11 protein-coding genes and 1 pseudogene are annotated in these 13,116 nt (G+C 69.3%); 2 read left to right on the forward strand and 10 right to left on the reverse strand.

Going from position 1 to position 13,116, the window contains the following annotated elements; genetic code table 11:
- Positions 1-699 precede the first annotated feature (699 nt).
- The gene (locus ACFVYE_RS08735) at positions 700-1,188 is read right to left on the reverse strand and encodes a carboxymuconolactone decarboxylase family protein (RefSeq protein WP_383975936.1); all 489 of its coding nucleotides are present in this window, start codon (positions 1,186-1,188) and stop codon (positions 700-702) included.
- A gap of 118 nt (positions 1,189-1,306) precedes the next feature.
- On the opposite strand from ACFVYE_RS08735, the gene ACFVYE_RS08740 reads away from it, so the two are divergent.
- Positions 1,307-2,287 (forward strand): pirin family protein, encoded by a 981-nt coding sequence (locus ACFVYE_RS08740; RefSeq protein ID WP_389604748.1) that lies wholly within the window; start codon positions 1,307-1,309, stop codon positions 2,285-2,287.
- Positions 2,288-2,297: 10 nt separating this feature from the next.
- Entirely contained in the window at positions 2,298-2,639 is a 342-nt protein-coding gene (locus tag ACFVYE_RS08745; RefSeq protein ID WP_389604750.1) for a GNAT family N-acetyltransferase, read from the forward strand.
- 308 nt (positions 2,640-2,947) lie between these two features.
- Here the strand turns inward: ACFVYE_RS08745 and ACFVYE_RS08750 are convergent.
- The 9 genes and pseudogenes from ACFVYE_RS08750 to ACFVYE_RS08790 all read right to left on the reverse strand — a co-directional run.
- A pseudogene (locus ACFVYE_RS08750) lies at positions 2,948-3,237 on the reverse strand (hypothetical protein); the annotation flags it as partial.
- A 467-nt stretch (positions 3,238-3,704) separates the two neighbouring features.
- Positions 3,705-4,364 (reverse strand): DUF4232 domain-containing protein, encoded by a 660-nt coding sequence (locus ACFVYE_RS08755; RefSeq protein ID WP_389604752.1) that lies wholly within the window; start codon positions 4,362-4,364, stop codon positions 3,705-3,707.
- A 16-nt stretch (positions 4,365-4,380) separates the two neighbouring features.
- A complete protein-coding gene (locus ACFVYE_RS08760) occupies positions 4,381-4,890 on the reverse strand; it encodes a MaoC family dehydratase (RefSeq protein WP_383979691.1) in 510 nt (169 codons plus the stop codon).
- 139 nt (positions 4,891-5,029) lie between these two features.
- The gene (locus ACFVYE_RS08765; RefSeq protein ID WP_383976940.1) at positions 5,030-6,004 is read right to left on the reverse strand and encodes an SMP-30/gluconolactonase/LRE family protein; all 975 of its coding nucleotides are present in this window, start codon (positions 6,002-6,004) and stop codon (positions 5,030-5,032) included.
- A gap of 124 nt (positions 6,005-6,128) precedes the next feature.
- Positions 6,129-6,971, reverse strand: a complete 843-nt coding sequence (locus ACFVYE_RS08770) for a fumarylacetoacetate hydrolase family protein (RefSeq protein ID WP_383976943.1) — start codon at positions 6,969-6,971, stop codon at positions 6,129-6,131.
- A gap of 76 nt (positions 6,972-7,047) precedes the next feature.
- Positions 7,048-9,978 (reverse strand): FAD-binding and (Fe-S)-binding domain-containing protein, encoded by a 2,931-nt coding sequence (locus ACFVYE_RS08775; protein ID WP_389604755.1) that lies wholly within the window; start codon positions 9,976-9,978, stop codon positions 7,048-7,050.
- A gap of 168 nt (positions 9,979-10,146) precedes the next feature.
- Positions 10,147-11,001, reverse strand: a complete 855-nt coding sequence (locus ACFVYE_RS08780) for an alpha/beta fold hydrolase (RefSeq protein WP_371098183.1) — start codon at positions 10,999-11,001, stop codon at positions 10,147-10,149.
- 78 nt (positions 11,002-11,079) lie between these two features.
- Positions 11,080-11,805 carry an alpha/beta fold hydrolase gene (locus ACFVYE_RS08785; RefSeq protein ID WP_371098184.1) on the reverse strand — a complete coding sequence of 242 codons (726 nt, stop codon included), beginning with the start codon at positions 11,803-11,805 and terminating at the stop codon, positions 11,080-11,082.
- 402 nt (positions 11,806-12,207) lie between these two features.
- Positions 12,208-13,083 carry an alpha/beta fold hydrolase gene (locus ACFVYE_RS08790; RefSeq protein WP_383976948.1) on the reverse strand — a complete coding sequence of 292 codons (876 nt, stop codon included), beginning with the start codon at positions 13,081-13,083 and terminating at the stop codon, positions 12,208-12,210.
- Positions 13,084-13,116 lie beyond the last annotated feature (33 nt).

The following is a 13,116-nucleotide window of genomic DNA, read 5'->3' on the forward strand; positions in this document are numbered from 1 at the left end:
AATGCACCCTTCTGTCATGTGCCCAGTTACGCGCTGGCCGGTCCATGCGGTGGGCCTGGCAGGATGCAGTCAGAGCGATGAGCACTTTCGTCGCCTGTGCGCCTGCTCTGCCAGGCGGACGGTTGGAGGAAAGAAGCTAACATGGACTTCGACACCGAGCCGCCGAGCCGCAGTCCCTGGGCAGGGATCACGAAAAGTCCCGGATCAGGCAGCTGGTCGACGCCGCGGACGGGAGTGACCCGAGGGTGCTCGTGCTGACCGGTGAGCCGGGGGCAGCAAAAGCACCCTGGTGGACTGGGCCGCCTCGCAGACCGGGCTCACGGTTGATGTGTGCTCCGGGTACGAGGCTGCGAAGGCGAGAAGAATCTTGGTTTCGCAGGAGTGCACCAGCTGTTGCGTCCGGTACTCATCGGTGTCGAGCGGCTCCCCTCACGGCAGCGCGACGCCTTGCGGTGCGTATTCGGCATGGATCAGGCCGACGGATCGCAGGTGCCGGACCCGCTGCTGATCAGGCTCGGCGTCTTGACGCTGCTCTCGGACACGGCGACGGGCCAACCCTTGCTGATCATCGTCGACGCGATTGTCGTTCAACCGCGAGGCCATCACCTCGACTTCCCGGCCGCCCTGGTCACCTTCCGTGGTTGGTGGAAGCCGTTGCGTACGGCCGATGACTCGGCGCCCGGCCGGGGAGAGACCGGATCACTGCTGAGGGATCCCGCGCACGGGGTGCTTGCTCATGATGGAGACCCGGTTGAAAGCGTTGATGGTGATCGCCACCCAGATCACCGCGGAGATCTCGTCGTCGGTGAGGGCTTGGCGGGCTGCGTCGTAGGCGCTCTCCTGCGCGACAGCGTTCGCGGGCTCGGTGGTCGCCTCCGCCAGGGCGAGCGCCGCACGTTCCTGTGTCGTGAACAGTTCAGTGTCGCGCCAGGCGGCCAGCACGCCCAGGCGCTGGGTGGTCTCGCCCGCACGCAGCGCGGCCCGGGTGTGCACGCTGAGGCAGTAGGCGCAGTTGTTGATCTGTGACACGCGGAGGTTGATCAGCTCCACGATCGTGCGGTCCAGCCCTGCATCGGAAGCGACCGCGCGGACCGCGTCGGAGGTCTCGACCAGTGCGTGGTAGGCACTCGGACTCTGCTTGTCCACGAAGACCCGCCTGCTCACGGGGCCTGCCTCAGCGCCACTCAACCTGGACTCCTTCATGGGACTTCTCGGCCCCGCTCGTCTTGTCATGCGCTTGATGGGACGTCGGCTTACCATCAGGCGTGATCATTGAACATGAAATCATCCCTGGGAGGGACGTGCGATGAGCGACGTCGAGAGGGAGCCCGCCGAACTTCGCTGCGAGGCCCCGGACCCCGGCGAGCATGCGCCGAAGGTTGATGTCCTCTCCGCGAGGGACGTCCCGTTGGGTGGTCCGAGGGCGATGACAGTACGGCGCACGCTGCCGCAGCGGGCCCGGACATTGATCGGGGCCTGGTGCTTCGTCGACCACTACGGTCCCGACGACGTCACCGACACGGGCGGCATGGACGTCGCGCCCCATCCGCACACCGGTCTGCAGACGGTGAGCTGGCTGTTCAGCGGGGAGATCGAGCACCGGGACAGCATGGGCAGCCACGCCCTCGTGAGGCCCGGTGAGCTGAACCTCATGACGGGCGGGTACGGCATCAGCCACTCGGAAGTCTCCACCACCCGCACCACGATCCTGCACGGCGTCCAACTGTGGGTGGCGCTTCCCGAAGAACACCGGCACACCGGCCGTGACTTCCAGCACTACGTCCCGAGTCCGGTCCGGATGGACGGAGCCGAAGTCAGAGTGTTCCTGGGGACGCTGGCCGGTGACACCTCTCCGGTGCGGACCTTCACGCCCCTGCTCGGTGCCGAAATCATCCTTGAGCCGCGCTCGACGACCACGCTCGCCATCGACACAGGCTTCGAGCACGGCCTTCTCGTCGACCACGGGGATGTCCGTATCGCTGGAACAATCCTGCACCCGGCGGAATTGGGCTACGTCGGCACGGGAAGCGACACACTGACGCTGGTGAACGAGACGGACAACGATGCTCGGGTAGTCCTGCTCGGTGGGACGCCGTTCGAGGAACAGATCGTCATGTGGTGGAACTTCATCGGCCGGAGCCACGAAGACATCGTCGAGGCCAGGGAAGCGTGGCAGAGCGCATCCGACCGCTTCGGCAAGGTCGATGGTTACGACGGCGACCGTCTTCCCGCGCCCGTCCTTCCCAACGCCACCATCGCACCGCGCAAAAACCCGACGCGCCACTGAAAGGCTTACGATGATGCAGCCCGCCGCCGCTCCGACGGTCCAGCGAGTGGACCCCAAGCACCGTTACGAAATCCTGGTCGACGGCAGGACCGCAGGCCTCACCGCGTACCACGACCGCGACGACCAGCGCGTTTTCTACCACACCGAAATCGACGACGACTTCGCCGGACAGGGCCTGGCGTCGCTACTCGTACAGCAGGCCCTGAACGACGTACGCACCTCGGGGAAGCGCATCGTGCCGGTCTGCCCCTACGTGGCGAAGTTCCTCAAGAAACATGACGAGTTCGCCGACATCACCGACCCGGTGACCCCCGAGGTCCTGAAGTGGCTGGGCACCGTGCTGCAGCACTGACGCCCCGTGCCGCCACCTTCTCCGAGCCGCCGGTACGTCCGGACCGGCGGCTCGGAGGCGGAGCGGGATCGGTGACATCAAGGCGGGAGCACCGCATGGGCATGGACCGCCGGCTCCGGCAGTCCCGGTCCTGTCCCCGCCGGACGCGCTGCCGGGGACAGGACCGTTTCATGTGCTCGAGCCACGGCCGGTGCCGCGGTTCAGTTCGGAGCGAATGCGCAGTCGACGCTCTTCAGGTCGACCGCGTCGGCCACCGCCTGCATGCCCTTGTCGTTCGGGTGCAGGTGGTCGCCATCGTCGAAGAACGGCAGGAGGCTAGTGGCGTAGCGGTGACGTCGCTTCAGGGCAACGTCGTCGGCGCCGAGTACCCGTGGCAGGCGCAACGGGGGCAGCGGCAGCCTCGTCAGCATCCGCAGCGCGGTCGCGTGGGAGATCGCGACGGCGAAGGTCTACCGCGGGCAGCCCAGCACCGGGCAGACCAGCACATCGGGCACGGCACCGACTCCTCCCGGGTTCGCGCCGATAGGCGGATCGCTTCGCCTTCGTCCGCCACATCCTCGACGACCAGTGCCGACAACCCCGAAAATGCGGTGTTCATACGGGAGTTGACGTCTCGCTGGAATGCCAACGACCCTGGTCACGCTTCGTCACCACCGATTTCGGGACAGAGCCGCTCGTTCGACAGAATCGGGAAGCGCCGTTGGGGCATGGAGAGGGCGGGCGCCGGCACCAGGGATGTCGGTCACCGGGGCCGTTGGTTGGTAACAGCGGTGGCCTGCGCATCCGCGGTGGACCATGCGGCTGACCGCTCGGCGGGGCAGCCGAGAATCGCCGGCTTTCGCCTGCGTCAGCCCCGATGTGGTCGTCGAGTTACTCGGCGGCCCTGCATGACCGACGCCGCAGACGTTATCCGGTACAGCTACTGCGTCTGCGCACCGATCCCGCCCCTCGGGTGTCAGGGATTCAGCCGGAAGTCTCCGGCGCGGCAATCAGGGCCTGGAGTATGTGTGTCAACCTCGGCAGCCAGCGGCAACTGGCCGCATCCCGCTCCCGCGCTCGGCGGAGTCAGGCGCCACTGCCTGGCATGAGGGGGCTCACCCAGGGCACCGACGCCTTCCCCGTGTTGGAGACCTTGCCCCCGGTCCAGCGGACTGAGATCGGAGCAGTCTCGTCTGGCGGGGTGACGAGCAGGGCCGTCGGTGTGACGGTGGTGGCGCCAGTAATCGCTGGATTGGTGTATGTCAGCGTCGACCAAGCGCTGTCTCCCGGGCTGAGCGTCACAGCCTGTTCCTGCTGATCGGTGGCTCGTTCGGGGTCCGGGGTGACGGCCTCACCGGCGCCGTTGACGAACGCCACGCCCGGGAAGCCGTACAGCGTGCAGGTGCGGCGGGATCCGTTGGTCAAAACGATAGCGAAGCTTGACTGCCCGGCGCCGGGACGGTTGGGGCCGACGGACGCCCTCACTTCGGAGGTATGGCAGCGTCTCACCGTCGGTTCGGTCGGCGATGGCGCCGTCGTCCCCGTGCCGCCGGACGCGGTCGGTGTCGGCGTCGGCTCGCTGGAGGGATCGGAGGTGCCGCTGGCGACGGATCCTGGGCTGATTATGGACGACGTCGGGGACGTGGAGCCGACCTCAGGCGGGCCGTCGTCCGGTGTGTGGCTCGTGCACCCGGTCAGCGCGGCACAACAGGCGAGCGCGACAAGGAGGGTTCTACGGTGTGTCACGTTGCTTCCTCTGGATTCACTGACGCCGCAGGAGGTACTTGTGCCGGCCGGACAGCACCAGTTCGCCGTGTTGGTTGTGGATGGTGGCCGCGGTGACTACGACACCGTTGTCGCCCTGCGGCTCCAGGCCGGTGATGGTGAGCGCCGGGTACAGGGTGTCTCCGGAGTGCACTTCGGCCAGGAACGTGCAGGACAGTTCGAGGAAGCTGATGAACACCTCTCCGATGAAGTGGGGGAACAGGGTGGCGCCCGGCGCGGTGAAGGCGAGCACCTGCAGGCCGTGCACCACCGGTGCCGAGTGGCCGTGCCTGCGTGCCCATTCGGCGTCGTAGTGCACCGGGTGGTTGTCCGCGGAGACTGTCTGGAAGGCCGCGGCGTGGGCGTCTGTCAGGGTGCGGCTGGGGGCTCGGAAGACTTCGCCGATGCGTAGGTCCTCGAAGGTTCTGGCCGGGACGACCAGGAATGCGCCGGGGTCGAACGCGGGCGGTGCGGCGGCTGCCTCCTGCTGCGTGTCCTGCTGGTCCATCAACTCTGTCCTCTCGTCCGGTGTGGGGTGCTGCCGCGTGCGGCGGCCGCTCCGCCCGCTCGTCGTACGGCGGATCCGATGGCCTAGGGGCCCGTGCCGCCGCATCGGGCAGGTGCGGCGGCACGGGCGCGGGGCCGGCTTATTGGGCCGGGTTGATCCGTGCGGCCAGGAGGTTGGGGTCGTTGTTGGTGAAGTAGGCGCCGCTGGCGATGTAGGCCGTGTTGCCGCGTACGGCGAGCGAGGTCGGGTTCTCCAGCCCGTCGGCGCCGGTCAGCACGACGGTGTGGCTGCCGCCCGGTCTGACCAGGGCCACCTCGTTGTCCGCGTTGATCGCGGCCAGGAGGGTGTCGCCGCGGCCGGTGAACGCGAAGTCGTCGATGTCGATCAGGCCGGTGGCCCGGGTCTCGACGGGGCCGGCGGTGCCGTACCGGGTGACCGGGATCCGCAGCACGGTGCCCTTGTCCAGGTTGGACACCCAGACCGCCCCGTTGTGGATTTTGATGCCGTTGGCTCCGAGGAATCCGGCGGCGGCCAGCTCGGGGGCGGTGGCCCACCGGGTGGGCGTGCCCCCGGTGACGGGCACCCGCCAGACCGTGCCGAGGACCGAGTCGGCCACGTACAGCCGGCCTTCGTGCCGGTCGAGGGCCAGGCCGTTGGGCAGGCCGTCGGCCGGGAGCGCGGCGATACGCTGCGGGGCGCCGCCGGGGCGCAGGCGCCACAGGCCGGTCAGGTCGCTGCTGCCGGTGGCGTACAGGAAGTACAGGGTCCCGTCGTGGGCACGGACGATTCCGCCGAGGAAGGGCGAGGAGAGGGCAGGGGTGTCGGCGCCGGCCGGAGGCTGGGGCAGGGTGGCGAGGACGTGCACCCGGCCGTCGGGGTGGATGCGGGCCACTTGACGGCTGTAGGCGAAGGTGACGACGGCGCTGCCGCCAGGCTCCAGGGTGATGTTCTCCGGTCGCTGCCCGTCGGCGATGTCCAGGTGTGCCACGAAGCGCACGTCCGGCTTCGGGGCGGCGGTGGCCGCCGTCGTGGGGCCGGCCGCGGTCATGGCGAGGGCCGTCGCGACGACCGAGGCCAGGAGGCCGGTGCGCGTCCCTGTCAGGAATCTGGGCATGTGGGATCTCTTCTCTTTCTCTCTGATTGCAGGGGGTGGGGGCAGTGGGCCCTTGCCGCTGGGGCTGCCGGTGCGCCGGGCGCTTGAGACGTCAGCTGCCGCGCGTCGCGGACCTCGTAGAGGGTCAGCCGACGAACCGTTGTCGCAGTTCGCCGATGCCCTGGACGGAGCTGACGAGTTCGTCGCCGGCGGCCAGCCAGCGCTGAGGTGTGCGGCCGAGGCCGACACCGGCTGGAGTGCCGGTGAAGATGACGTCTCCCGGCAGCAGCGGGAGCACCCCGGACAGCTTGGCGATGAGGGCCGGCACGGAGAAGATGAGCTGCCGGGTGCGGCCACGCTGCATCTCCTCACCGTTGACGGCACAGGTCAGCTCCAGGTCGTCAGGGTCCTCGAACTCGTCCGGGGTCACCAGCCAGGGGCCCGTCGGGGCGAAGCCCGGGTAGGACTTGCCGAGGCTGAACTGGGGGGCCGGGCCGCCCATCTGCAGGACGCGCTCGGAGATGTCCTGGCCGACCGTCAGGCCCGCGACGTAGCTCCAGGCATCGGTTTCGGACACCTGGTGCGCCTCCCTGCCGACAACCGCCACCAGTTCCACCTCCCAGTCGGTGTTGCCGCCCCGTGGCAGCGTCACCTCGGTCACCGGGCCGGTGAGAGCGGTCGCGTACTTGGTGAAGACCGGCGGCATGCCCTCGGGCGTGGTGAATCCGGCCTCGACGACGTGCTCCCGGTAGTTGAGGCCGATGGCGAAGAGTTGGCGGGGGGCCGGCGCGGGCGCACCGAGGTCCGCCGGGTCGAAGGGGACCCCGCCGCCGAGGTCGGCCCGGGCGGCCCAGGCGCGGAACTCGTCCCAGCGGGAGTAGACCGCCTGCGGGTCGGAGGAGAACAGTGCGCCACTGGCTGTGTGGACGTCGGCCGCCCGGCCGTGGGCGATCACGACCAGTCGGCCGGCGAGATTGGCGATGCGCAAGGCGGGCTCCCTGTTGGATGGAGGGTCGAGTTGCGGGCGGCGGTTCCGCGCCGAAGCGGGTGGCCCGCGCCGGTGCTCAGCTGGTGGGCCGAGTGGCACGTTCGAGTGCGAGCAGCACAGATTGGTAGGGGCGGCCCGTGGTGTGTTGCATGCCGATCTCACAGGTTCGGTTGGCCGACAGGTAGGCGTCGAACGCGCCCGACGTGACCTCGGCGGCCTCGTGTGCCGTCGCCGCCTTGGTCAGTTCCTTGTGCAGCAGTCCCCGGTCGCCGGCGAAGCCGCAGCACTCCGCGTAGACGGGCACCTGGACGTCCCGCGCGATGAACTCGGCGACGGCCTGAAGCTGGTCGACGTCCTTGAGGTGTCGCATGGAGCAGGTGGGGTGGAGCACCGCGCTGTCGATCGGGTCGGTCACCTCAAGGTGCGGCAGCAGTTCGGTGGCGGCCCAGACGACGGAGTCCACCACGGTGAGAGCGCGGTGCTTGCGCAGGTTCTCGGCCGTCAGATAGGGCGTGACTTCCTGCCCGATGCCGAGTGTGCAGGACGACGCGTCGACGATGAGCGGCAGACGTCCGCCGTCGGTCCACTCCCAGGCTCGCTCGACAATGCGGTTCGCCATGACGGTGTTGCCGTCGTCGTAGCCCTTGGAGTGCCAGATGGTCGCGCAGCACGAACCGGCCATGTCCGACGGTATCCAGACCGGCCGCCCGGCGCGGCGGGAGACCTCGACGATCGCCTCGGGCAGGGACGGCCCGTCGACACCGTCGGGTCCCGCGAAGATCCGGTTGACGCAGGCCACGTAGTAGACGGCAACGGCGGTCCGGTGGTCCGTTCCGGGCAGCCGCGAACGTGCGGGGGACGGAATGGCGGAGATCCATTCGGGCACCAGGTCGGCCGAGACCACCTTCCGCACGGCGGAGGTGACGCTCCCCAGGACCCGGTCGCCGACATGGTCCGCCAAGCCGAGGGCGGTCCGGACCGACGACTCCACGAGGGAGAACCGCTCCGCGACCCGTGCCGCGTTCCGCTCCTCTCGCCCGGAGTGCCGCTGATGGCGGAATGCCTTCATCATGGCGCCGGTGTCGATACCGACCGGGCAGGCCGTCTTGCAGGCCGAATCGCCGGCGCAGGTGTCGACCGCGTCGTACCCATAGGACTTCAGGAGGCTCCCCATGGCGGCAGAGCCGCCGGGTTGGCGCATCATCTCGCGCCGCAGCACGATCCGCTGACGCGGTGTGGTGGTGAGGTCGCGGCTCGGGCAGACTGGCTCGCAGAAACCGCACTCGATGCACGGATCGGCGACCGCCTCGATGGTGGGTATGGTCTTGAGCCCCTGCAGATGGGCGTCGGGATCACGGTTGAGGACCACCCCGGGGGCGAGTATCCCCGCGGGGTCGAGGGTCTGCTTGACCCGCCACATCAGCTCGGTTGCGCGGGCGCCCCATTCGGCTTCGAGGAACGGCGTCATATTGCGACCGGTGGCATGCTCCGCCTTGAGCGAGCCGTCGAACCGGCGCACCACCATGGTGCAGAACTCGTCCATGAAGTCGGCGTAGCGCTCGACCTCCTTCGGACGGGCGGCGTCGAAGGCGAGCAGGAAGTGCAGGTTGCCGTGCGCCGCGTGGCCGGCGACCGCGGCGTCGAAGCCGTGCCGGCGCTGAAGCTCGGCCAGGGCCTCGCACGCCTCGGCCAGGCGGGCGGGCGGTACCGCGAAGTCCTCGGTGATCAGTGTGGATCCGGCCGGCCGTGCCTTGCCGACCGCCGTCATGAACGCCTCGCGGGCGTGCCAGTACGTGCGGATCGTGGCCGAGTCCTCGACGAAGCGGTTGGTGACGGACGCCACCGGGGCCACGAGCGCCAGTTTCGCCAGGACAGCGGCGGCGGCCTGCCTGTGGGCCTGGTGGGCTGCCTCGTCCGGGGCGCGAAACTCCACCAGCAGGGCCGCAGTGTCCCGGGGAATCTCGGCCCAGTCGGCGGGGACTCCGTCGACGCTCGCACAGGCGCGGAGAGTGTTGCCGTCCATCACCTCCACCGCGCGGGCTCCGGCGTCGTTGAACAGCGGTACCGCCGCCGCGGCGGCGGTGAGGTCGGGGAAGAACAACAGTGCCGTGTGGGTGAGCCGGTCCAGGGAGACTGTCTTGAACACCGTCTCGGCGATGAAACCGAGGGTGCCCTGGGAGCCGACCATCAGCCCGCGCAGGATCTCCACGGGGGTGGAGTTGTCCAGGAAGGCATCGAGGCGGTAGCCGTTGGTGTTCTTCAACGCGTACTTCGCGCGGATCCGGGCGACTAGCTCGGTGTCGCCCTCGATCTCGCTCTTCAGCGCCAGCAGCCCCGCGCACAGCTCGGGCTCAGCCTCCCGGAGGCGCGCGTCGGCGTCCGGAGCCGCGGTGTCGACAATCGTGCCGGACGGGAGGACCAGGGTGAGGGACGAGAGCAGGCGGTAGGAGTTGCGGGTGACTCCGGCGGTCATGCCCGAGGCGTTGTTGGCGACCACCCCGCCGACGGTGCAGGCGCTGGAACTCGCCGGGTCGGGGCCCATCAGCCGACCGTACCGGGACAGTGTGATGTTGGCGCGCCCCACGGTCGTACCGGGCCTGATCCTCGCCTCGTTCCCGCCGTCGAGCACCTCGACGCCGGTCCAGTGGCGGCGCACGTCGACCAGGATGTCCTTGCCCTGGGCCTGACCGTTCAGGGAGGTCCCGGCCGCCCGGAAGACGATCTCACGGTGCTGCTCGTGGGCGTACCGCAGCACCGCGGCCACGTCCTCGACGTTCTCGGCGATCACGACCACTTGGGGCACGAAGCGGTAGGGGCTGGCGTCCGAGGCGTACTTCACCAGATCCGACAGGGTGTGCAGCACTTTTCGGGAGCCCAGCAGGCGGACCAGGTCCTCCCGCAGGGCATCGGGAGTACCCGACGCCCGTTCGTCGGGCACCCGGTCGGTAGCTGGGCCCTGGGTCTGCCGCGGGCGCAGCTTTCCCGGTTCCGGATCGAGCAGTGCCATACGGCTCTCCGTTCCATTGCGAGGTGTTCGGTCGGCAGCGCGTGCGGCGCTTCGCCGGGTGAGGCCGGCCATGAGGAAGCGAGGAGGGGGACCGCGGCCGGACGGCCACGGTCCCGGCACCATGTCCTCTTGCGGAATGTCGCCGACGTGGGCGAGAAATGCGTCTGGTCAGTGGTCGGAGCGGACGGAACGGACCGCCCGCAGAATCAGGCCGGTGACAGGGCCGGGATCGCTCACGGCGGCTGCGTGCGGGGCGCGGACAGTGACCGTGTGGGCGCGGGCGCGCTCGGCCATCCAGCGCTCGGCGGTCGGCGGGATGTTGCGGTCCTCGGTGGCCACGAGGTACCAGCTGGGGATCCTCTTCCACGCGGCCGCGGTGGCCGGCTCCTGGAGAGCTGCCAGGGTGATCGGACGCTGTCCCGCGGCCATGACCTGGGCGGTCGGTCGGGGGACACCGGCCGCGAACTGCCTGCGGAACAGGTCCTTCTTGATGACCAGTTCCTCCCCCTGTCCGCCGTCGGGCAACGGGTAGTACTGGGTGGCGGTGGCCTGTCCCAGGGTGCTGCCGGGGAACTTGTCGGTGAGCTGGAGCGCGCTCTCCCCGATGTCGGGAACGAAGGCGGCTATGTAGACCAGTGCCTTGACCTGCGGTGCGTCGGCCGCGGCCTGGCTGATGACCGCTCCGCCGTAGGAGTGCCCCACCAGCACGATCGGTCCGGTGACGCTGTCCAGAACGCTGCGAATGTAGGCGGAGTCGCTTGCCAGTCCGCGCAGTGGCAGGGCCGGTGCCAGTACACGGTGGCCCTGTCGCTGCAGGCGTTCGACGACCGCGCTCCAGCTGGAGGAGTCGGCGAACGCGCCGTGGATCAGGACGATGGTGGGTGCGGCAGGGCGCCCGTGCCGTTCGGCCGGACGGTCGGCCGTCGCCGACTGCGCGGCCTGTGCGACACCGGCGGTCCCCAGGGCGGCTGCGCCGGCCAGGAGGGACACGGTGACGGTGCGGCGTGAGATCGGTGGGTTCATCGTTCGCTCTCTGCGAAGGGGTGGAGGCGGTCGTGGTGTGACGGCCGGTCGGACGGGCGCGAGCTGGTGCGCGTGGGGTCAGTCGGAGGTGGCCCGTACGGCTTCCTCGATCAGGTCGACGACGCGCTCGGGGTGGGCGAGCATCACCAGGTGGGAGGAGTCGACCTCGACGGTGGTCATGCCGGCCCGCTGGTAGCCGTAGCGCTCCACGTCGGGGTTGATGGTGTGGTCGGACGAGGCGACCAGGCCCCAGGACGGCTTGGTCTTCCAGGCCGCGGCCGGGGCCGCGTCGGCGAAGGCCTGCGCGGCCAGCGGTCGCTGGGATACGGCGAGGACGGCGGCGAGCCGCGGGTCGATGTCGGCGGCGAAGATGGCCGGGAACTTGTCGGTCCGGACCGACACGTCGGTGCCGGGCGTGGCCGAGCCCTCGATCGGGAAGGGAGTGTAGACGAGTGCGGCGGCGAGGTCGCTGTCCGGGAAGCGGCCCTGCAGTTCGCCGAGGCTCTCGCCCTTCTCCAAGGCGTAACCGGCCAGGTAGACCAGTGCCTTGACGTTATCCTCGGTGCCGGCGACGGTGATGACCGCGCCACCGTAGGAGTGGCCCACCAGGACGACCGGACCGGGTATCTGCCGGACGATGGAGGCGACGTAGGCGGCGTCCCCTATCAGGCTGCGGTTGGGCACGGCCGGGGCGACCACGTCCAGGCCGCGGGCGATCAGCCGGGGGATGACCTGGGCGTAGCTGGAGGCGTCGGCGAAGGCGCCGTGCACGAGGACGACGGTCGGCTTGTCGGAACTGGGCATGGGAAACTCCCTCATCAATGGGGTGGTGGCTGTCGCACGGCCTGTCGGCCGAGTCGGGGCTGCCGTGGTGGCCCCTCTGCCGTGAGATGTCGCGGGCCGGACTCGGGATCGGTTGGTGTGCGGTGTGCACTGACCGGGCGGCCGTGGACTCTGCCGGAGGGTTCCCGTCGGACTCCGCGCGGGGGTCTTGTCGAGCGGGAAATCGCCGACACGTGAGCAACTTTAGGGACTGCCGAGCGGCGTGTTTGTCTGTCCGCGCCCTGGCTGTGGCCTGTGCGTGCCCACGTTGCCGGGCGGCACCGGCGGGGCGGCGTTGCCCTGGCACGGAAGTGGGCCGGGGCCGCAATCGGCCCCGGCCCACGTTCCGCTGCTGTTCCCCGAGTTCGGGATGCGGCGCCCCGTTCAGCCGTTCCAGTCCGCGAGGAAGTCGAGGAGTTCCCGGTTGACGACGTCGGGGCGTTCCTCCTGGCAGAGGTGCCCGCACTGGGCGATGGGCACGCCGCGGACATCGCGGGCGATCCCCTTCCATACGTCCAGGACGTCGTATGCCTGTCCGACGGCGCTGAAGTCCTCGCCCCACAGGGTCAGCACCGGGCAGTCGATGAGCTGGTCGGCGTCCTCCCGGTCCTGGGCGACGTCCTGGGGCGCCGCACGGTAGTCCATACAGGATCCCCGCACCGCACCCGGCTGTTGGTAGGCGCGTACATAGACGGCGATCTCCTCTGGAGTGAGCATGTCGGGGTTGTACGACCAGCTCCGGTAGAAGTGCGTGAGCCAGATCTCCTCACGGCCGGCGATCAGCGCCTCGGGAAGGTCGGGCACGCCGAGAAAGGTGAAGAACCAGTACCCCTGCCGGGCGAGGCTCACGTCATAGGTATCGGCGATGACCCGGGTGGGGATGTTGTCCATGGCCACGAAACGGTCGATGCGTTCTGGGTGGTCCTTGGCGAACCGGGTGCCGACGCGTGCCCCGCGGTCGTGGCCGACGAGGGCGATCCGCTCGTGCCCGAGATGGTCCATCAGCGCGACGATGTCGTTGGCCATGGTCCGCTTGTCGTAGCCGGAGGCGGGCTTTTCCGTGTCTCCGTAGCCGCGAAGGTCCGGCGCGATCACGGTGAACCGCTCGGCCAGTACGGGTATTTGCTTACGCCAGCCGTACCAGGTCTCGGGGAAGCCGTGCAGCAGGTAGACCGGCGGGCCCTGTCCCGCGCTCACCCAGTGCTGCTTGATCCCGTTGAGTACGGCGGTGTGATGCGTCATGCCTGTCAGGTCTGCCATGAGTGTCCACTCGGGTCGGGGGATGGGTATGCC

Source organism: Streptomyces sp. NPDC058239, from assembly GCF_042882185.1.
Taxonomy (GTDB): Bacteria; Actinomycetota; Actinomycetes; order Streptomycetales; family Streptomycetaceae; genus Streptomyces.